The sequence below is a fragment of the Pararhizobium capsulatum DSM 1112 genome (assembly GCF_030814475.1).
GTDB lineage: Bacteria > Pseudomonadota > Alphaproteobacteria > Rhizobiales > Rhizobiaceae > Pararhizobium > Pararhizobium capsulatum.
This window is the reverse complement of the sequence record NZ_JAUSVF010000001.1, coordinates 1,628,071-1,646,898: the sequence shown is the minus strand read 5'-3', so window position 1 is coordinate 1,646,898 and position 18,828 is coordinate 1,628,071. Positions and strand designations below refer to the sequence as shown.

Annotated in this window: 20 protein-coding genes; 7 read left to right on the top strand and 13 right to left on the bottom strand. The window is 61.0% G+C overall.

Annotated elements, in window-relative coordinates:
* Positions 1-6 precede the first annotated feature (6 nt).
* From QO002_RS07825 to coxB, 11 genes are all read right to left on the bottom strand, one after another.
* A complete protein-coding gene (locus QO002_RS07825; protein ID WP_307228364.1) occupies positions 7-984 on the bottom strand; it encodes a homoserine kinase in 978 nt (325 codons plus the stop codon).
* Positions 985-1,217: 233 nt separating this feature from the next.
* Complete coding sequence (gene ispH, locus QO002_RS07820) at positions 1,218-2,225, bottom strand: 4-hydroxy-3-methylbut-2-enyl diphosphate reductase (protein WP_307228362.1); 1,008 nt, start codon at positions 2,223-2,225, stop codon at positions 1,218-1,220.
* 3 nt (positions 2,226-2,228) lie between these two features.
* A complete protein-coding gene (locus QO002_RS07815) occupies positions 2,229-2,594 on the bottom strand; it encodes a DUF1304 domain-containing protein (RefSeq protein WP_307228360.1) in 366 nt (121 codons plus the stop codon).
* A 47-nt stretch (positions 2,595-2,641) separates the two neighbouring features.
* Complete coding sequence (locus QO002_RS07810; protein ID WP_307228359.1) at positions 2,642-3,370, bottom strand: SURF1 family protein; 729 nt, start codon at positions 3,368-3,370, stop codon at positions 2,642-2,644.
* Between the two features lie 7 nt (positions 3,371-3,377).
* Positions 3,378-3,761 carry a DUF983 domain-containing protein gene (locus QO002_RS07805; RefSeq protein WP_307228357.1) on the bottom strand — a complete coding sequence of 128 codons (384 nt, stop codon included), beginning with the start codon at positions 3,759-3,761 and terminating at the stop codon, positions 3,378-3,380.
* A 163-nt stretch (positions 3,762-3,924) separates the two neighbouring features.
* Positions 3,925-4,803, bottom strand: coding sequence for a cytochrome c oxidase subunit 3 (locus QO002_RS07800; RefSeq protein WP_307228355.1), 879 nt, complete (start codon positions 4,801-4,803; stop codon positions 3,925-3,927).
* A gap of 63 nt (positions 4,804-4,866) precedes the next feature.
* On the bottom strand, positions 4,867-5,472 hold the full coding sequence (locus QO002_RS07795) for a cytochrome c oxidase assembly protein (protein ID WP_307228353.1): 606 nt from the start codon (positions 5,470-5,472) through the stop codon (positions 4,867-4,869).
* Positions 5,473-5,483: 11 nt separating this feature from the next.
* A complete protein-coding gene (locus QO002_RS07790) occupies positions 5,484-5,627 on the bottom strand; it encodes a cytochrome c oxidase system small membrane protein (RefSeq protein ID WP_307228350.1) in 144 nt (47 codons plus the stop codon).
* On the bottom strand, positions 5,627-6,583 hold the full coding sequence (locus QO002_RS07785) for a heme o synthase (protein WP_307228348.1): 957 nt from the start codon (positions 6,581-6,583) through the stop codon (positions 5,627-5,629). The genes QO002_RS07790 and QO002_RS07785 overlap by 1 nt, the downstream gene beginning before the upstream one ends.
* Before the next feature lie 192 nt (positions 6,584-6,775).
* Positions 6,776-8,467 (bottom strand): cytochrome c oxidase subunit I, encoded by a 1,692-nt coding sequence (gene ctaD, locus QO002_RS07780; protein ID WP_307228346.1) that lies wholly within the window; start codon positions 8,465-8,467, stop codon positions 6,776-6,778.
* Positions 8,468-8,502: 35 nt separating this feature from the next.
* Positions 8,503-9,387 carry a cytochrome c oxidase subunit II gene (coxB, locus tag QO002_RS07775; protein ID WP_307228344.1) on the bottom strand — a complete coding sequence of 295 codons (885 nt, stop codon included), beginning with the start codon at positions 9,385-9,387 and terminating at the stop codon, positions 8,503-8,505.
* A 420-nt stretch (positions 9,388-9,807) separates the two neighbouring features.
* On the opposite strand from coxB, the gene QO002_RS07770 reads away from it, so the two are divergent.
* Entirely contained in the window at positions 9,808-10,341 is a 534-nt protein-coding gene (locus QO002_RS07770) for an invasion associated locus B family protein (RefSeq protein WP_307228342.1), read from the top strand.
* A 261-nt stretch (positions 10,342-10,602) separates the two neighbouring features.
* On the opposite strand, the gene QO002_RS07765 is transcribed toward QO002_RS07770, so the two are convergent.
* Positions 10,603-11,640 carry an aldo/keto reductase gene (locus QO002_RS07765; protein WP_307228340.1) on the bottom strand — a complete coding sequence of 346 codons (1,038 nt, stop codon included), beginning with the start codon at positions 11,638-11,640 and terminating at the stop codon, positions 10,603-10,605.
* 133 nt (positions 11,641-11,773) lie between these two features.
* On the opposite strand from QO002_RS07765, the gene QO002_RS07760 reads away from it, so the two are divergent.
* The 4 genes from QO002_RS07760 (at position 11,774) to QO002_RS07745 (ending at position 16,122) form a co-directional block, all read left to right on the top strand.
* Positions 11,774-12,328, top strand: a complete 555-nt coding sequence (locus tag QO002_RS07760; RefSeq protein WP_307228337.1) for a TetR family transcriptional regulator — start codon at positions 11,774-11,776, stop codon at positions 12,326-12,328.
* A gap of 87 nt (positions 12,329-12,415) precedes the next feature.
* Positions 12,416-13,831: a metalloprotease TldD gene (tldD, locus tag QO002_RS07755; RefSeq protein ID WP_307228335.1), complete on the top strand. Its 1,416-nt coding sequence runs from the start codon at positions 12,416-12,418 to the stop codon at positions 13,829-13,831.
* Positions 13,832-14,038: 207 nt separating this feature from the next.
* Positions 14,039-14,941 carry a hypothetical protein gene (locus QO002_RS07750; RefSeq protein WP_307228333.1) on the top strand — a complete coding sequence of 301 codons (903 nt, stop codon included), beginning with the start codon at positions 14,039-14,041 and terminating at the stop codon, positions 14,939-14,941.
* A gap of 149 nt (positions 14,942-15,090) precedes the next feature.
* Positions 15,091-16,122, top strand: a complete 1,032-nt coding sequence (locus tag QO002_RS07745) for a polysaccharide deacetylase family protein (protein ID WP_307228331.1) — start codon at positions 15,091-15,093, stop codon at positions 16,120-16,122.
* A 15-nt stretch (positions 16,123-16,137) separates the two neighbouring features.
* Here the strand turns inward: QO002_RS07745 and pdxH are convergent, their stop codons facing one another.
* Positions 16,138-16,770, bottom strand: a complete 633-nt coding sequence (gene pdxH / locus QO002_RS07740) for a pyridoxamine 5'-phosphate oxidase (RefSeq protein WP_307228328.1) — start codon at positions 16,768-16,770, stop codon at positions 16,138-16,140.
* Positions 16,771-16,892: 122 nt separating this feature from the next.
* Between pdxH and QO002_RS07735 the strand changes: the two genes are divergently transcribed.
* Both QO002_RS07735 and QO002_RS07730 read left to right on the top strand, forming a co-directional pair.
* Positions 16,893-17,339, top strand: coding sequence for an RT0821/Lpp0805 family surface protein (locus QO002_RS07735; RefSeq protein ID WP_370878462.1), 447 nt, complete (start codon positions 16,893-16,895; stop codon positions 17,337-17,339).
* 230 nt (positions 17,340-17,569) lie between these two features.
* Positions 17,570-18,664: a DnaJ C-terminal domain-containing protein gene (locus QO002_RS07730; protein ID WP_307228327.1), complete on the top strand. Its 1,095-nt coding sequence runs from the start codon at positions 17,570-17,572 to the stop codon at positions 18,662-18,664.
* Positions 18,665-18,828 lie beyond the last annotated feature (164 nt).

The following is an 18,828-nucleotide window of genomic DNA, read 5'->3' as shown; positions in this document are numbered from 1 at the left end:
CCGAGGTCATGCCGCGTCCGCCTTTCGGAAACCGTAGGCTGCGGCGGATCGCACCGTGCGATGGAATTGCAGCTTCTTCAGGTATTCGATCGGGTCCTTCTTGACCACGAGCGCGCCGGGCGGCGTCATCAGCCAGTCGTAGAGACGCGTCAGGAAGAAGCGCAGCGCGGACCCACGGCACAGCAGAGGCAGGGCCTCGACCTCTTCAGGCGAGAGCGGACGCACAGCATTGTAGCCGGCCAGCAGCGCCGTGCCCTTGGTGATGTTGAAGGAACCGTCCTTTTCGAAGCACCAGGCGTTCAGGCACACGGCGACGTCATAAACGAGGAAATCGTTGCAGGCGAAATAGAAATCGATCAGGCCCGAGAGCTCGTCGTTGAGGAAGAAGACATTGTCGGGGAAGAGATCGGCATGGATGACGCCGGCCCGCAGGTCCTTCGGCCATTGGGCCTCAAGAGCGTCGAGTTCGCTGGAGATTTCCTCGCGCAGGCCCTCCTGCACCTCATCGGCGCGGTCGCGCGAATTGTTCCAGAGCGGACGCCAGCCATCCACGGAAAGGGCATTGCGGCGCGTGATTTCAAAACCTTCGCCGGCCACATGCATTTGCGCCAGCGCACGGCCAACCTCGCGGCAATGCTTTGCCTCCGGCTTGCGCAGCCACATGCCCTCGAGGAACGATATGACGGCGGCGGGGCGACCGGAAAGCTCCCCCAACAGCGCGCCATCGGCCCTCGGCAGCGGCAGCGGGCAGGAAAGGCCGCGCTCGGCAAGATGGTGCATCAGGCCCAGGAAGAACGGCAGATCGTTGCGATCAACACGCTTTTCATAGAGCGTCAGGATATAGGCGCCGCTGGTGGTGTGCAGCAGGAAATTGGTGTTCTCGACCCCTTCGGCAATACCCTTGTAGGAGGTGAGCTGGCCGACGTCATAAGCGGACAGAAACTGCTTCAGATCGTCTTCAGTGATATCGGTATAAACGGCCATGGTTCAGCGGCTTTCAGGTGGCGGTCTGCAATTGTGCGGAGCAAGCATGCCGCTCCGGTTCGATATTCTGTGATGCCTTCTCAGCGAAGAGCGGGGACTTTCCTCTTCTCCCCAGCGGGGAGAAGGTGGCGTAGCGCCGGATGAGGGGGCGGCTGGCTCTGAATTCGCGGCGAAGCCCCCCTCATCGCCTCGCAAGCTCGGCACTTCTCCCCGCTGGGGAGAAGAGAAAAACGCTATTCGCCGTTCACCCAGGCCATATCGTTCACGGTCAGCGGCACATGGCGAAGCTCGCGGTTAACGAGGAAGTTTTCGGTTTCTTCGACCGTGTCGGCAAGTTCCACGACGGCATTGTATCGCTCGCGAAACGCCTCGATGATCTCGTTGACGATGACTTCGGGCGCGGACGCACCGGCGGACAGGCCAACCGTCGAGATATCGGTAAAATCATCCCAGTCGATTTCCGAAGCGCGCTGGACAAGCACCGATTTTTTCGCGCCGGCTCGAAGTGCAACCTCGACCAGCCGCTTGGAGTTCGACGAGTTCGGTGCGCCGACAATGATGAAGTGATCGCAGCCGGGAGCGGCCTGCTTCACTGCTTCCTGACGATTGGTGGTGGCGTAGCAGATGGAATCGGCGGCGGGCGCCGTCAGGTTGGGGAAACGCTCGTGCAGCCGCTTGATGACACCGGCCGTATCATCGACCGAGAGCGTTGTCTGGGTGACGAAGCCGAGATTGTCCGCATCCGGCGGCGTGTAGGTTTCCGCGTCCTCGACGGTTTCGACCAACGAGACCGCGCCGTCCGGCAGCTGGCCCATCGTGCCGATCACTTCGGGATGGCCGGCGTGACCGATCAGGACAACATGGCGGCCCATGCGCTGGTGGCGCATCGCCTGCTTGTGGACCTTCGAGACCAGTGGGCAGGTCGCATCGAGATAGAAGAGATTGCGGGTTTCGGCATCGGCCGGCACGGATTTTGGCACACCGTGGGCCGAGAAGACGACCGGCTGCTTGCGGTGCTCTTCCGGGATCTCGTCAAGCTCCTCGACGAAGATCGCGCCCTTGGCCTCAAGGCCTTCGACGACATACCGATTGTGCACGATCTCGTGGCGGACATAGACGGGCGCGCCGAATTCCTTCAGCGCCAGCACGACGATCTGGATTGCCCGATCCACGCCGGCACAGAATCCACGGGGTCCGCACAGCCGGATGGTGATCGCTTTTTTTGCCGCCGATGATGCCATGTATCACATTGCCAGAAACGTAAAGACCAGAGCCAGGACCGCCGGCACGCCCTGCACCAGCAGAGTGCGCCACGAAACCGACCATGCGCCATATATAGCGGCAACGATCACGCACACAAGGAAGAAGAGCTTCAGCTGGAAGGCAATTTCCGGCATGGGATGCAGCAAGGCCCAGATCAGACCGGCAGCAAGGAAACCGTTGTAAAGCCCTTGGTTGGCCGCCAGAACTTTCGTCGCCGCGGCCTCTTCTTCGTTCTTGCCGGAGACGCCGCGGCCGATCGGGCCGGTCCAGAGAAACATTTCCAGCACCAGAAAACCGATATGCAGCAGTGCCGTCAGTGCGACGAAGAGATCGGCGAGAGTGCCCATGGGTTTGCCCCTTCACGATGAACGAAGCCGCCAATCGGCTCCATTGCCTACGCCTTGCGTCTGCGTTTGATCATGAATGCAATGCTGATGGCGACCAAAGCGGCGGCCAGCCCGTACCACGTAACGGCGTATTGCAGATGGCTGTTCGGAAGATCGAACTGCGTGACGCCGCCGATCGGATAACCACCGGGATTTGGCGCCGCATCTGCGTCCATGAAGAAAGGAACGACATTAGCCAGGTCAAGCCCGACGCTCGCCGCCATTACGTCGTGATCCTTCCAGTAAAAAATGTTCTTGGCAACATCATTGTCCGGAACAAGAGACGAAGGTTTTTCCGAAAGTTCGGCGCGGGCGAGGCCGTGCACCGCCTGCAGGCCGGTCAGTTGGCCCTCCTTGCGGGTCTCCGGTTCCTTGCTGTCGAAAGGTACGAAGCCACGGTTGACGAGCAGGAAGCGGCCGTCTGCGAGCTGAAGTGGGGTATAGACGTAATAGCCGGTGCGGCCTTCGTAGGTCGCGAAGAAATGGCGCTCCTTATTGTTGAGATAGGTGCCCGTGGCGCTCATGGCGCGGTAGTCGACATCCTCGCCAGCCTTGGCCATCGCGTCTATCGCAAGAACGTCGATAGCGGGCGCGGCGCGGCGCTCGGCGATATCAGCCAGCAGTCCCTCTTTCCACGCGAGACGCTGAAGCTGCCACGTGCCGAGCGACAACAGGATGGCGAGCGCCAACAGCACGATGACAGCCCCGAAAACAGTGCGCAGTTTGCTGAATTTCACCACGCCCTCAACCACGATCGATCTCGCCGGGCCGTGCGTTGTTGCGATATTGCAGATTGACGAGCAGGCCCTTGAGCATGCGCATCAGAGCGAGACTGAGGCCGCAGGCCAAGGGTATCCACAGCAGGAAGTGCAGCCAGAGCGGCGGATTGATGTTGACCTCGGTCCAGAGTGCGGCCCCGACAACGAGGAAGCCGACAATCAGGATGACGAAGACAACAGGGCCGTCACCGGCATCGGCGAAGCGATAGTCGAGCCCACAGGCGGTGCATTCCTGTTTCAGCTTGATGAAGCCGTCGAACAGCTTGCCCTGGCCGCAGCGCGGGCAACGTCCCAGAAGGCCGGTCTTTACCGGATCGACCGGCGGATAATGTGCGCTGTCGTCGTTCATCTTTTCCGCCCGTTCCCCCTTTCGCGGTTTCTTTCCTCTCCCCGCTGGGGAGAAGAGGGAGAAAGCCGCTCGTCCCATAGCGCATTCGCAGCACCCGCGCGATACGTCAAACGCAAAGGGCGGATGCCGAAGCACCCGCCCTTTAAAATTCACGTGGCCCGGATCAACCGTGGGCGATCGGTGCGCCCCAGCCGCCCCAGACGTAGACGGCAAAGAACAGGAACAGCCAGACGACGTCGACGAAGTGCCAGTACCAGGCGGCGGCCTCAAAGCCGAAATGCTGCTTCGGGGTAAAGTCGCCGCGGATCGCGCGGATCAGGCAGATGAGCAGGAAGATCGTGCCTACCAGAACGTGGAAACCGTGGAAGCCGGTCGCCATGAAGAAGGTCGCACCGTAGATCGAATCCTTGAAGGCGAACGGAGCGTGAGCGTATTCATAAGCCTGAACGAAGGAGAACAGCATGCCGAGCAGAACGGTCAGCGCCAGGCCGTTGATCAGGCCCTTGCGATCATTGTGCAGCAGCGCGTGATGCGCCCAGGTGACACAGGTGCCGGACAGGAGCAGGATCACCGTGTTGTAGATCGGCAGATGCCACGGATCGAGAACCTCAATGCCCTTCGGCGGCCAGACACCGCCGGTAAACACGGTGCGAGTTGCCTGAATGGCTTCGCCCGGAAACAGGCTGGCATCGAAGAATGCCCAGAACCAGGCGACGAAGAACATCACTTCCGAAGCGATGAACATGATCATGCCATAGCGCAGGTGAAGGGCGACGACGCGGGTGTGGTGGCCCTCATGTGCTTCCTTCACCGTATCCGACCACCAGCCGTACATGGTGTAGAGCACGATCGCGAGACCAATGAAGAGGCCCCACGGGTTTGCCAGCTCAAGGCCGAACAGCTTGAACGAGCCGCCCGAGAGGTAGCGCATATAGGCAATGCCGCCGAAAGCCATGACGAAGGCGCCGATGGAGGCGATAAGCGGCCATGGGCTCGGGTCGATGATATGGTAGTCGTGGTTCTTCTGATGCGCATCGGCCATGTGATAATCCCCGAAAAGTCTTTCTCTCTCCACGTTTCCGGCTTAGCCGGAAACACATATATTTCAAAGCTTTTTGTCAGCTTTCGCTGGCGTCGTCGTGACCGCGGCAACCGGCTTCGACGGCTCGCGGGCATAAAAGGTGTAGGACAGCGTCAATGTGCGAAGACCCTTGGTCTCCACGGCATTGGCAATCTCGGGATCGACGAAGAAGACGACCGGCATGGTCATCTCCTCGCCGGGCTGCAGCGTCGTCTCGGTAAAGCAGAAACACTGCACCTTGTTGAAATAGGCGCCCGCCTGCATCGGCGTGACGTTGAACACGGCCTGACCTGTCGTCGGCTTCGACGACAGGTTCTTCACCTGGAATTCGACCTGGATGGTCTCGCCGATCTTCGGATTGACGGAACGCTGAACCGGCTGGAAGTCCCAGGGCAGGTCGGAAGCCGTATTGCTGTCGAAGGTCACCTCAATGGTCTTGTCGAGGATGACGTCAGAGGCCTGCTCCACCCGCTTGGTGGTGCCGTTATAGCCGGTGACCTTGCAGAACATGTCGTAGAGCGGCACGGCGGCATAGGCCATGCCGACCATGCCGACTACGAAAGCGAGACAGGAAACGACGATGACGCCGTTTGCCCTGCCCTTGCCGTCCTGTTGCAGTGCGTTGCCCATGGTCATCCCGATCAGTTGATCATGCCGTTGTTGCCGATCTTGATCAGCGTCACGACGTAGAAGAGGACGACAAGACAGAAGAGCACGACAGCGAGGGCGATATTGCGGCCGCGACGGGACTTCTTCTGGGCTTCGTTGAGCTTTACGAATTCCATCAGATGGCACCTCCGACATTCAGCCACAGGGTCGTGACCAGGTGATCGACCATCAGCGCGGAGAAGATCACGAAAAGATAAAGGATCGAATAGGCAAATAGTTTCTTGGCAGGCACCATCTTCTCGTCACCATCCGGCATGCGCAGGACAAGGAACGAGTACCAGATGAAGCCGAGGCCGAGGGCGGCTGCGACCGCGCCATAGACGAGGCTGGAGAAGCCGAGGACAGCAGGCGCGACACCGATCAAGGCGGTCAGCACGGCATAGAGCAGGATCTGCTTCTTGGTGGTCGCCTCGCCGCAGACATTCGGCATCATCGGCACGTTGACGGCGCCGTATTCGCGCATCTTGAACAGTGCAAGCGCCCAGAAGTGGGCCGGCGTCCACAGGAAGGTGATGAGGAAGAGCACGATGCTCTCGATCGAGATGCCGCCGGTGACGCAAGCCCAGCCGATCATGGGCGGGAAAGCGCCGGCCGCCCCACCGATGACGATGTTCTGCGGCGTCGAGCGCTTGAGCCACATCGTGTAGATGACGGCATAGAAGAAGATGGTGAAGGCAAGCAGACCGGCGGACAGCCAGTTGACGACGAGGCCGAGAATGCAGACCGAGAAGGCCGAGAGCGTCAGGCCGAAGGCAAGCGCTTCCTGCGGCAGGATCTTGCCGGCAGGGATCGGGCGCTTGGCCGTGCGGCTCATGACGGCATCGATATCGGCGTCGTACCACATGTTGAGGGCGCCGGAGGCTCCGGCCCCCACGGCAATACAGAGGATCGCGATGAAGCCGAGGACGGGGTGGATATGCCCTGGCGCCAGGACCATGCCGGCGAGCGCCGTAAAGACCACCAGCGACATAACCCGCGGCTTCAGGAGCTCAAAGAAATCGCGCGCAGAGGCTTCCGACAGACGCACTGCGCCTTCGGCTCCGATTGCTTCGTGATTGTCGACGAGTGCCATGTTGTTTCCGTCCCGTTCAAGACACTTCGGTTGCCCGCGTGCTTGCTACTGTCGTCATCCTCGGGCTTGTCCCGAGAATTTGCTTCATCCCTGCGTTCGTTTCATGCCCGCCAGATCCTCGGGACAAGCCCGAGGATGACGGTTGCAGGAAGTTTACGCGTCAAGGCCGCCGTCGAGGGCGGCCCTAATCGCTTACTTGATGCGCGGCAGCTGTTCCCACTGGTGGAACGGCGGCGGCGAAGACAGGGTCCATTCCAGCGTGGTCGCACCCTCGCCCCACGGATTGTCGCCAGCGACGCGCTTCCTGGCGAAGGCTTCGAAGACACCGAAGAGGAAGATGAGAACGCCGACGGCCGAGATGTAGGAGCCGATCGAGGATACGAAGTTCCAGCCGGCGAACGCATCCGGATAGTCGATGTAGCGGCGCGGCATGCCGGCGAGACCCAGGAAGTGCTGCGGGAAGAACACGAGGTTCACGCCCACGAACATCACCCAGAAGTGCAGCTTGCCGATGAACTCGGAGTACATGTAGCCGCTCATCTTCGGGAACCAGTAGTACCAGGCTGCGAAGATCGCGAAGACGGCGCCGAGCGACAGAACGTAGTGGAAGTGGGCAACCACATAGTAGGTGTCATGAAGAGCGCGGTCGAGACCGGCATTTGCAAGCTGGACGCCCGTGACGCCACCGACGGTGAACAGGAAGATGAAGCCGATCGCCCAGACCATCGGGGTCGCGAAGCGGATCGAACCACCCCACATCGTCGCGATCCACGAGAAGATCTTGACGCCCGTCGGAACCGCGATGACCATCGTCGCGAACACGAAGTAGCGCTGCGTGTCGAGCGACATGCCGACCGTGTACATGTGGTGTGCCCACACGATGAAGCCGACGGCGCCGATCGCGACCATGGCGTAGGCCATGCCGAGATAGCCGAAGATCGGCTTGCGCGAGAAGGTGGAGACGATGTGGCTGACGATGCCGAAGCCGGGCAGGATCAGGATGTAGACTTCCGGGTGACCGAAGAACCAGAACAGGTGCTGGAACAGGATCGGGTCGCCGCCGCCTTCCGGCGCGAAGAACGACGTGCCGAAGTTACGGTCGGTGAGAAGCATGGTGATCGCGCCGGCCAGAACCGGCAGCGAGAGCAGGAGAAGGAAGGCGGTGATCAGCACCGACCATGCAAACAGCGGCATCTTGTGGAGCGTCATGCCCGGTGCGCGCATGTTGAGGATCGTGGTGATGAAGTTGATCGCGCCGAGGATCGAGGATGCACCGGCGAGGTGCAGGCCGAGGATCGCAAAATCCATGGCCGGCCCGGGCTGCCCTGACGTCGAGAGAGGCGGATAGATCGTCCATCCGCCACCCGCACCATAGGCCCCTGCCGGACCTTCGACGAACATCGACAGGAACACGAGCAGGAAGGCCGGGATAATCAGCCAGAAGGAGATGTTGTTCATGCGCGGGAACGCCATGTCCGGCGCGCCGATCATGATCGGCACCATCCAGTTGGCGAAGCCGCCGATCAGCGCCGGCATGACCATGAAGAAGATCATGATGAGCGCGTGTGCGGTCGTGAAGACGTTGAACATGTGCTTGCCGCCATCGATGGCAGCGTCGCCCTCGAAGCCGTAGACCATGGATGCCAGACCGTGGAAGATCTGGATGCCCGGCTCCTGCAGCTCGGCGCGCATGAACACCGACAGCGTACCGCCGATGATACCCGCGAAGATCGCGAAGATCAGGTACAGGGTGCCGATGTCCTTGTGGTTCGTCGACAGAAACCAGCGCTGAAAAAAGGTCAGCGGCTTGTGGGCGTGGTCGTCGTGATGATCATGCTCGGCATGATCATGATGATGATCGTGGTGGGCGGATGTTCCGGCCATGGGTCTGAGCTCCCCTTCGAATTCTGTAGGGCGAATTACTGTGCGGCGTTTTCAGCGACGTCTACGGTCTTGGCCGCGCCGTCGATGGAAGCCATGAGTGCCTTGTTCGCCTCACCAACATTGGTGGCGGCAGCCGCGAGCCAAGTCTTGTACTTGTCTTCGCTGACGACCCGGATGGCAATCGGCATATAGGCATGGTCCTTGCCGCAGAGCTCGGAACACTGGCCGTAGTAGAGACCTTCTCGCTCTGCCTTGAACCAGGTTTCATTGAGACGGCCCGGAACGGCGTCGATCTTCACGCCGAAGGCCGGCATGGCGAAGGCGTGAATGACGTCGGCAGCGGTAACAAGAACGCGAACGGTCTTGCCGACAGGAACGACGACTTCGTTGTCGACAGCGAGAAGACGCGGATATTCGGTCTTGTCTTCCTTGCCGAGCGACGCGCGGTCTTCTTCCTTCATCAGCAGGCTATCGAAGGACAGCGGATTTTCGCCGACTTCGTATTCATAGGACCAGTACCACTGGTTTCCCGTTGCCTTGAGCGTGATGTCAGGATTTTCCGGCGGGGTGAGCTGCGCCGTCAAAAGCTGGAACGAGGGAATTGCCAGGAAGAGCAGGATAACGACCGGACCAAGCGTCCAGGCGATTTCGATTGCCGTGTTGTGGCTGGTCTTGGACGGGACCGGATTTGCCTTTTCACGGAACTTGACGACAACCGCGATCAGAAGTGCCAGGACGAAAAGCGTGACCGGTATGATGAACCAGAGCGTATAATGCTCGAACCACGTAACTTCTTCCATAATACCGGTAGCGGCCGACTGGAAATTGGTCTGCCACGCAACCGGCTTGTCGGCAAAGGCGTTGGAAGCAAAAAGCAGACAGGCAACGGATGCCAAAACTGCAAAAGCCTTGTTTTTCACAATATGTCTCCCCTGGGCGTTTGATCAGGATCAAACCTAAACGCAGAATCCCTGCGATACTGAAGCGCTTCAAACCACAGTTTGACCAGCGCCGCAACATCTGTCCATTCAACCTCATGCGGCATTTTTGCGCAAATCCTTGCTTTTCGCACAGGGACTTGCCAGCACCGCTTTCGGCCTGCCGCACACCCGCCATGACAACCTCTCCGCAATGGCGCGCGGGACCGATGCCCGGCTCTATACCATGGAACGTAGGGGGAAGGCAGCTTGGGTTGACCCGCAACCGGCCGGAAGTTCCTCCAAAGGCCTTGCGCACCGCCGCTTTTCTGCCGCATGACTGGTGAATGTAGGGGCAAGGGCTTTTCATTTGCGCAGGCGCGCTTCAAGAATAGCCCTGATGATTCGTATTTCGAGGTTTACATGGGCCTGTCCCTCCTTTCGCGGCTGTCCGTTGCGGCCATCGGACTTGCTGCAACCACCTTTCCCCTGACGGCGTTCGCCCAGACCCAGCAGCAACCAAACACTCCCGGCACCGTGAAATCCAACCACGGCGCATGGTCGATCGTCTGCGACCAGCCCGCGGGCGCGACGGCCGAACAATGCGCGCTGATGCAGAACGTGATCGCCGAGGATCGGCCGGAAGTCGGGCTTTCGGTGGTGGTTCTGAAGACGGCCGATCGCAAGGCAAAGATTCTGCGCGTGCTGGCGCCGCTCGGCGTTTTGTTGCCGAACGGTCTTGGCCTCAATGTCGATGGCAAGGATATCGGCCGCGCCTATTTCGTGCGCTGCTTCAATGACGGCTGCTACGCCGAAGTCGTGCTGGAAGACGAACTGCTAAAGACCTTCCGCTCGGGCGCGACGGCGACCTTCATCGTCTTCCAGTCGCCGGAAGAGGGCATTGGCATACCGGTGGACCTGAAGGGGTTCGGCGAAGGGTATGATGCGCTGCCGTGAGGCAGGCACCTTATAGTCCCCTCGCCGCGTCTGCGGGGAGAGGGTTAGGGGCAAAGCCTCTCCCAGCGATCGTGATATGAGGCACCGCCGCGACCTCCCTCTTCTCCCCAGTGGGGAGAAGAGCCGAGCGAAAGCGAGGCGATGGGTCTTTGCCGCAGATTCAAAGCCAGCCGCCCCCTCATCCGGCGCTTCGCGCCACCTTCTCCCCGTTGGGGAGAAGAGAGAGCAAGAGGCGAGTTGTCTGCCCACCTCACTCTCCATCTACTTCACCGCAGCCACCGGCCAATCCATCACATCCGCCTTGCCACCAGCGAGACGACCGCGGCTGCCGGCGACAATGTCGTAGGGGAAGCCGAGCGGAATGGCGCTGGCAGCGTCAAGACGGGCGATCTGCTCTTCGGTCAGACGCACATCGAGGGCTGCCAGATTGTCGTCCAGCTGTTCCTTCGTGCGCGGGCCGATGATCGGCAGGGTCGTGCCCTTGGCGAGCACCCAGGCGATGGCAACCTGTCCGGCGGGAAGGCCCGTTTCCTCTGATATTGCCAGAACAGCATCGACGGTCGCCGTCTTGCGGGCATCGCTTTCGCCATGGATGACGGCGCCGAGCCCCTGCGCCCTGCCCGTCTCGCCCTTACGATACTTGCCGGTCAGCAGACCACCGCCGAGCGGCGACCAGCTGACCGTGCCGAGGCCAAAGGCGTTGGCCATCGGAATCAGCTCACGCTCGACCGTGCGCTCGACAAGGCTGTATTCCACCTGCAGCGCCGAAATCGGCGACCAGCCGCGCAGGTCAGCCAAGGTTGCAGCCGTTGCGACGCGCCAGGCGGGGAAATCCGACAAGCCGGCATAGAGAATCTTGCCGGAACGGGCGAGATCGTCGAGACCGCGGACGATCTCATCGATCGGGGTGACGGCATCCGGCATATGGACCCAGAGCAGATCGATGCGATCCGTGTTCAGGCGCCTTAGGCTGGCCTCGACCGACTGGATCATGGCCTTGCGGCTGTTGCCGGTGCGCTGCAGGCCGCTCGTCGGCGCATCGCCCAGCGAGAATTTGGTGGCAAGCACAATATCGTCGCGGTCACTGGCAATGAACGCACCTGTCAGCGTTTCGGACTGGCCGAACTGATACTGGTCGGCGGTATCGATGAAATTGCCGCCGGCAGCGCGGTAGCCGTCGAAGATCTGCCTGGCTGTCTCGCGGTCGGCGCCATAGCCCCAGCCGGTGCCGAAATTGCCGGTGCCCAGCGCCAGCGATGAAACGCGAAGGCCGGTGCGGCCGAAAACTCTGTAACGCATGCTCATGTCCTTCATCCTGATGTCGGAGGCCTCAGCCGTGGGGTTCAAATTTACATGACGATCGTCATGTATTGCTTTTAAATGACGCTCGTCATATATTTTGTCAAGAGCAATTTTTCGAAGGAGATGCGGGATGCGTCCGACCAAGGAACAGGCGAAGGAAAACCGGCAGCGTATTCTCGACACGGCTGCAAAGCTGTTTCGCGAAAACGGCATTCATGCAGTTGGTGTCGATGCCGTGATGACGGGTGCAGGCCTCACCCATGGCGGCTTTTATGGACACTTCAAATCCAAGAGCGATCTTGCCGGGCAGGCATTGACCCATGCGATGGTGGATATGCTGAAAGCCGATGCACTGAGCGGCTCGCTGGAGGACTTCGCAAAATCCTATCTTTCACCCGCGCATCGCGAAGCAGCTGGCGCCGGATGCACGGTCGCAGCCCTCGGGCCGGAACTGGCACGCCTGCCGGACACCGAAAGAGGTCCAGTGACCGAGCATATTCGGGGCCTGATTGCCCATATGGAAAACTGGCAGATGGAAGACGGTGGCGAGCCCGACCGCGAACGCGCGATCACCGATGTCGCAAGCTTTGTCGGGGCGCTCGTGCTGTCGCGGGTCGTCAACGACCCTGCCCTGTCGGACGAGATCCTGGAGAGCGTACGCGAGCGTGTGAGCGGAAAGGCCTAATACCGCTCTTCGCAATGGCAGCGCTCCTTGCCCTGCTCGCGCCGAGCCTCTACATAACCCGCATCAAAAGATGCAGGAGCCACGCCCATGAACACCGATCTCATCAAACTGTTCGACAGCGACGAGGCGGCGGTGCGCAAGGTTCTGGCGGATACGCTCAACGGCGCCGATGACGGTGAGCTGTTCATCGAGCATATCCAGTCGGAATCGCTCTCCTTCGACAATGGCCGCCTGAAGGGCGGCAGCTTCAATACCGACCAGGGTTTTGGCCTGCGTGCTGTTGTGGGTGAGGCGGCCGGATACGCCCATGCGGGCGATCTTTCTGTTGCGGCCTTGAAGCGCGCGGCCGATGCCGTGGGCGCCGTGACCCGTGGTTACTCCGGCTCCTACGCCGCGGCCCCGCAGGGCACCAACGTCAAGCTCTATGGCGACGAAAACCCGATCGGCACGCCGAGCTTCGAGACAAAGGTCACGCTGCTTTCCGAAATCGACGCCTATCTGCGCGCCAAGGACCCGAAGGTGCGCCAGGTCTCAGCCTCCATCGCCGCCTCCTGGCAGGTGGTGGATATCCTGCGTGCCGATGGCGAGCGCATGCATGACATCCGTCCGATGACGCGGCTCAATATTTCCGTCGTCGTTGGTGACGGCGACCGGCAGGAATCCGGCTCCTATGGCGTCGGCGGCCGTCGCGGTTTTGGTGATTTCATCCTGACCGAAAGCTGGCAGCATGGCGCCGATGAAGCGTTGCGTCAGGCGCTTGTCAATCTTGAAGCGATCGATGCGCCGGCAGGCACCATGGATGTCGTGCTCTCCTCCGGCTGGCCGGGCGTGATGCTGCACGAGGCCGTCGGCCACGGGCTGGAAGGTGATTTCAATCGCAAGAAGACGTCTGCTTTCGCCGGACTTCTCGGTGAGCAGGTCGCCGCCAAGGGCGTGACCGTCGTCGATGACGGCACGATCGAGGCCCGTCGCGGCTCGCTGACTATCGACGACGAAGGCACGCCGTCGGCCTACAACGTGCTGATCGACGACGGCAAGCTCGTCGGCTACATGCAGGACCGCCAGAACGCCCGCCTGATGGGCATGAAGCCGACTGGCAACGGCCGTCGCGAAGGTTATGCCCACGTGCCGATGCCGCGCATGACCAACACCTATATGCTCTCAGGGGACAAGACGCCCGAAGAGATCATCGCTTCCGTGAAAAAGGGTATCTATGCCGTTTCCTTCGGCGGCGGACAGGTGGACATCACGTCGGGCAAGTTCGTGTTTGGCTGCACCGAGGCATACCTGATCGACAACGGCAAGATCGGCGCGCCGGTCAAGGGCGCCATGCTCATCGGCAACGGTCCGGATGCGATGAAGCGCATCACCATGATCGGCAACGACATGAAGCTCGACAATGGCATGGGCAATTGCGGCAAGGGCGGCCAGTGGGTGCCGGTCGGCGTCGGCCAGCCGCATCTGCGCATGAACGATACGACGGTCGGCGGCACAAAGACATAAGAACGTTATTTAATTTCGACACTTAGCGGCAGCTTCTCTGGAACCAACGTTCTCCTGCGGCGTTCTAGGGGCAGATCCCGAATTCATCGGGACACCCTGAACCATCATAAGGAGAGACATCATGGGACGCGGAATTCTGCTCTGGCTGCTGGGGGTTCCGATCCCCATTATTATCCTCCTCGCACTCTTCATGCGATAGGTGGCGCGATGACGATACCCGTTTCATCGACGGCCGTCCTGCCCGCAGAAGAGTCCTCGCGCTCCGCCGTGAGCTGGGGCGCGATCCTCGCCGGCGCGGTTGCCGCATCAGCGTTGACGCTGGTGCTGATGCTGGTTGGTTCTGGCCTAGGCCTCACCATGATTTCACCCTGGTCGAGTGAAGGCGCCTCGGTCACCACATTCGCGGTCTCCACGGCCGTCTGGCTGATCATCGTGCAATGGCTCGCCTCCGCGCTCGGTGGCTATGTCACCGGCCGGCTCCGGACCAAATGGGTCGGCGTGCACACGGACGAAGTGTTCTTTCGTGACACCGCTCATGGCCTGATGGCCTGGGCAGTCGCGACGCTGCTGATCGCTGGCGTGCTCAGCTCTGCCGTTTCCTCCACCATCGGTGCGGGCGTTCAGGCAACCGCCACGCTGACAGCCGCCGCCACCGCCGCAACGGCTGCGGCGACCTCCGACAATGCGCCTGACAGCAACAACCAGCTGACCGGTTATTTTGTCGATAGCCTGCTGCGTCCGGCCGATCCACCCACGCCGCCGGCAACGGCATCGACAGACGATGCGACAGCGGAAGTCTCGCGCATTCTTGTCAGCAGTGCGGCCAAGGGCGAGATGTCGGAGGCCGACAAGACCTATCTCGGCCAGCTCGTGGCTGCCCGCACCGGTCTTTCGGATGCGGATGCAAAGGCCCGCGTCAATAGCGTCCTGAAAAGCGTTGAGGATGCGAAGGTCGCGGCACAGGAAGCGGCCGATACGGCCCGCAAGACCAGCGCCACGGTTGCTCTTCTCGGTGCGCTTTCGCTCTTCATCGGCGCCTTTGTCGCCGGCGTCGGTGCAGCACTTGGTGGCCGCCAACGGGATGACGAGGCGGTCTATCTCGTCGGCTAAACCAGGATAACAGAGCGAAAACGAGGGCGGGTCGCGATAAGCGGTTCGCCTTTTTCCTTTTGGATTCAACTTGGCTTAACGCCAAAGCCTTATCCTGCCGGCCTTTGAAGCGGCGCCCAGACGGCACGCGCAGGTCAGGGCTCGGCGGCATGCTCAAACGTTTCGTGAAAAGCACATTGATCACCGGCGGGCTGGAAACCGCACGGATCGTCAAGATGGCCGGCCTGATGAAGGCCGCGCGCGGCCGCGGAGCGATCTTCACACTGCATCATGTGCGTCCGAGACGGCCGCGGCTGTTCGATCCCAACGCCCATCTGGAAATCACACCGGAATTTCTCGACACGGCGATTTCGACCCTGAAAGCCGAGGGTTACCGTTTCGTTGCGCTCGAAAACCTGCCGCAGGAACTGACGGCAGAGGGCCGCGCACCGATCGCCGTTTTCACCCTGGATGACGGCTATCGCAACAATATCGAGCATGCCGCACCGGTCTTCTCCCGCTATAGTGTGCCCTTCACCGTCTTTGCGACTCGCGGCTTCATCGAGCGCACCCATGGCCTGTGGTGGGAGACGCTGGCCGACCTCATGGAAGCCAAGAACAGCCTGACCTTCGACTTCGGCGCGGGGCCAGAGACTCTCCCACTCGACACCGCCGCCCGCAAACATCAGGCCTTTGGGCGCTTTGCCGATTATGTCGGTACCGGCGACGAGGCGACCGCCGTCGCAGCCATCGATGTCCTCGCCCGCGCAAATGGCATCGAGCCGTTGTCGATCACCGAGAAACTGACGCTGGATGAAGGCGGGCTGAAGCAACTCGTGGACAATTCGCTGGCGCAGCTTGGCGTTCACACCGTCAGCCATCGCGCCCTGTCGCGGCTCTCCGATGAGGAGGTCCGCGCGGAACTGAACCGCTCTATCGAGATAATCGAGCAGATTACCGGCAACCGGCCGACGACACTGGCCTACCCCTACGGCTTCTTATCGGCGGTTTCCGCCCGCGACCGGCAGCTTGCCCGCGCGCTCGGGCTGACGGTTGCCGTGACGACCCAGCCGGGAACGCTCGACGCCGCACAGGAGCTGACCGCCCTGCCCCGCATTTCGCTGAATGGTCACTTCCAGAAGGCGGCCTATGTTGGCGCGCTGGCGTCCGGCATCCCCTTCCGCATGATGCGGACGGGGTGAAGAGGAAAAAATGTCTCAAGGGTACATCCGCACCTTGTCCCAGCCGCCATCCGGATCGGGGCGGCGGAACTCGATGCGGTCGTGCAGGCGGAAGGCGCCGTCCTTCCAGAATTCGATCGAGGTCGGGCGGATGCGGAAGCCGGACCAGTGGCTCGGGCGTGGAATTTCCCCGATCACATAACGCGCCGTATATTCCGCCACCGCCTTTTCCAGCGCAAAACGGCTTTCGAGCGGGCGGGACTGCTTCGAGGCCCAGGCACCGATTCGGCTGCCACGTGGCCGGGTCTTGTAATATTCATCGGCTTCCTGATCGCTGACGATTTCGACCGGACCGCGGATGCGCACCTGACGGCGCAGGCTCTTCCAGTGAAAACACATCGCGGCCTTCATGCTGCCCAGAATTTCCTGACCTTTCTGACTCTCGAAATTCGTGTAGAAGACGAATCCCCTAGTATCGAAATCCTTGAGCAAGACCATTCGCACGTTCGGCAATCCATCCGCATCCGCAGTCGCCAAGGCTACCCCGTTGGGATCGTTGATCTCGCTGGCCTGCGCTTCCTTCAGCCAGGCGCCGAAAAGGGAAAAGGGCTCGTTTTCCTCGGTGAAGTCACCAGTTGTTAACCCAGTCTCGCTCATATTGTCTTCCAATGCCGTGATTTGTGGTGCGGAGAGAACCCCGGATGTCCGCCCGCCAGTGAATATGTCAGAGCCGTTGCGATCGTGTCCGCCGACCTTTCGAATTAGCTCTCCCGAGTTCGACAGGTAGGCCGTTGCAAGACATAGCAAACAGCATCAATGAGACCAAGGCTTTATCCCGTCGATGCGGGATCGTGTTCGTCTGCCTCGCGGGGCTTCTTCTTTCCGGCTGCATGGGCGCCGGGCTTGATCTGACATCCAGCGATGTCGATCACAGCGTCGCCACAGGTTCTGTTCCGCTGAAAAACAATGACAGCCTTTCCGACGCCCTGACGGTACGCAACGCTGTATCCTCCGCCGATGTCAGCAAGGTCGAAGGCGGCCCTATTCCATGGGCCAATTCAAACTCCGGCAGCGCGGGTGTGATCAGCAGCATCAACGAGGAGCAGGTAAATGGCGTTACCTGCCGACGCTTCACGACCACCCGCCACTCCTACCAGGGCATCGCCAACTTCGACGGCAATACCTGCCTGATGCAGAATGGTGAATGGATGCTGACCAGCTTCGCACCGCGCAGCTAACGGCCCGGTGGTCACACGCTGACCGGGTGTTAACCACAGTTTCAATTAGACCGCACAAAAACTGCCGGAATGGACGCTTGCAAGGCCGCGCGGGACAACGGCTAACCGTTATTTAAGCTGCCTCTTCCCATCATTGCCGTAGAGAGACGGCCGGTTGCGCCATCTCCCATTGTTTTCAAGCAAAGCCGACATCCGCGCAGATGGATGCGGCACGAACGGGCGGTGATGGCATGCGTGATCCCTACACAGTTTTAGGCGTGAGGCGAAACGCCGGAGCCGACGAGATCAAGACCGCCTGGCGCAATGTCGCCAAGGCCGTGCACCCTGATCACAACCGCGACGATCCCAACGCTGCTGCCCGCTTTGCCGAGGCCGGGCGCGCCTATGAGGTTCTGAAAGACCCCAAGCTGCGCAACCGCTATGACTATGCGCGGCGCGAAGCTGATCTTCGCCGGATGGAGGAAATGAAGCGCAAGTCGCGGGAACAGGCCCGCGATACCGTCGATCCGGAGACCGCCGAGGAGATGATTTCGCGCATCTTCGGCGCCGAGACACGCCCCCAGGCAAAGCCGCAACCCATCCCGAAAGCCGCGTCGGTGCAGCCGCAGGCCGAGGTGAAGGCCGATCCGAAACCGGAAACGCGGATCGAACCCGGCGTTGCCGCCGAGCCTGAAACAGCTGAACAGAAGCCCGAGGCCAAACCCGAAGTCGAGAAGCGCTACGGTCCCTTCGGCATCCTGCCACGGGCGGCCGCCCCTGCTGCCGAACTCGTTTCAGCGATCGTAAGGCGCATTCGTGGCGCCCAGAAGCCTGCCGACAAGGTCCCGGACATCTTCAGCGAAGCAACGGTGACCATCGCCGACATCCTTCGCCGCGAGAAGGCGACCGCAACGCTGCCCGACGGCCAGACCTTGAAAGTCGCCCTGCCGCCCGGCACCGTCGACGGCAGCGTCATTCGACTGAAGGAACAGGGCTACCGCCTGAACGGAATGATCCGCGGCGACCTGATCGTGCATGTGCGCATTGCTGCCGACGAAACCTTCCGTCCGAACGGGATCGATCTTCACACCACCCTGCCGATCAATATACAGGACGCTGTGCTGGGGTGCGAAATGCGTGTGGATACCCCGACCGGCGCCACCAGCATCACCATCCCCGCCTGGTCCGGCTCGGATCAGGCAATCCGCCTTGAGGGTCACGGCCTGCCGGACGCCGATGGCGGTCGCGGGGCGCTCGTGGTCGAACTGAGGCTGATGCTGTGGGAAAAGCCGGATGAGCGCATCACCGACCTGATGCGCGCGCGCCGCGATGGCCTCGTTCTCTGATACGAACGGTCATCGCCGGTTTTTGACGCAACCGTGACATTGCGGGGGGATGCTGACCCAATATTACGGGGACTAACAGTTCCTGATAGGCGCTGCGCTTGAACCACCGGGACGCCTATGTCATAGCCATGGCTCCGAATTTCGGAACCGGCGCGGCCAAACGC

What these genes read in the sequence shown, in the direction of transcription:
- ctaD (WP_307228346.1), bottom strand. Translation starts at nt 8,467, where the DNA reads ATGGCCGGAACATCCGCCCACCACGATCATCATCATGATCATGCCGAG.
- QO002_RS07750 (WP_307228333.1), top strand. Translation starts at nt 14,039, where the DNA reads ATGACGATACCCGTTTCATCGACGGCCGTCCTGCCCGCAGAAGAGTCC.
- QO002_RS07785 (WP_307228348.1), bottom strand. Translation starts at nt 6,583, where the DNA reads ATGGCACTCGTCGACAATCACGAAGCAATCGGAGCCGAAGGCGCAGTG.
- QO002_RS07765 (WP_307228340.1), bottom strand. Translation starts at nt 11,640, where the DNA reads ATGCGTTACAGAGTTTTCGGCCGCACCGGCCTTCGCGTTTCATCGCTG.
- QO002_RS07745 (WP_307228331.1), top strand. Translation starts at nt 15,091, where the DNA reads ATGCTCAAACGTTTCGTGAAAAGCACATTGATCACCGGCGGGCTGGAA.
- QO002_RS07800 (WP_307228355.1), bottom strand. Translation starts at nt 4,803, where the DNA reads ATGGCCGATGCGCATCAGAAGAACCACGACTACCATATCATCGACCCG.
- QO002_RS07730 (WP_307228327.1), top strand. Translation starts at nt 17,570, where the DNA reads ATGCGTGATCCCTACACAGTTTTAGGCGTGAGGCGAAACGCCGGAGCC.
- QO002_RS07795 (WP_307228353.1), bottom strand. Translation starts at nt 5,472, where the DNA reads ATGGGCAACGCACTGCAACAGGACGGCAAGGGCAGGGCAAACGGCGTC.
- QO002_RS07825 (WP_307228364.1), bottom strand. Translation starts at nt 984, where the DNA reads ATGGCCGTTTATACCGATATCACTGAAGACGATCTGAAGCAGTTTCTG.
- QO002_RS07760 (WP_307228337.1), top strand. Translation starts at nt 11,774, where the DNA reads ATGCGTCCGACCAAGGAACAGGCGAAGGAAAACCGGCAGCGTATTCTC.
- ispH (WP_307228362.1), bottom strand. Translation starts at nt 2,225, where the DNA reads ATGGCATCATCGGCGGCAAAAAAAGCGATCACCATCCGGCTGTGCGGA.
- QO002_RS07770 (WP_307228342.1), top strand. Translation starts at nt 9,808, where the DNA reads ATGGGCCTGTCCCTCCTTTCGCGGCTGTCCGTTGCGGCCATCGGACTT.
- tldD (WP_307228335.1), top strand. Translation starts at nt 12,416, where the DNA reads ATGAACACCGATCTCATCAAACTGTTCGACAGCGACGAGGCGGCGGTG.
- QO002_RS07815 (WP_307228360.1), bottom strand. Translation starts at nt 2,594, where the DNA reads ATGGGCACTCTCGCCGATCTCTTCGTCGCACTGACGGCACTGCTGCAT.
- QO002_RS07805 (WP_307228357.1), bottom strand. Translation starts at nt 3,761, where the DNA reads ATGAACGACGACAGCGCACATTATCCGCCGGTCGATCCGGTAAAGACC.
- QO002_RS07790 (WP_307228350.1), bottom strand. Translation starts at nt 5,627, where the DNA reads ATGGAATTCGTAAAGCTCAACGAAGCCCAGAAGAAGTCCCGTCGCGGC.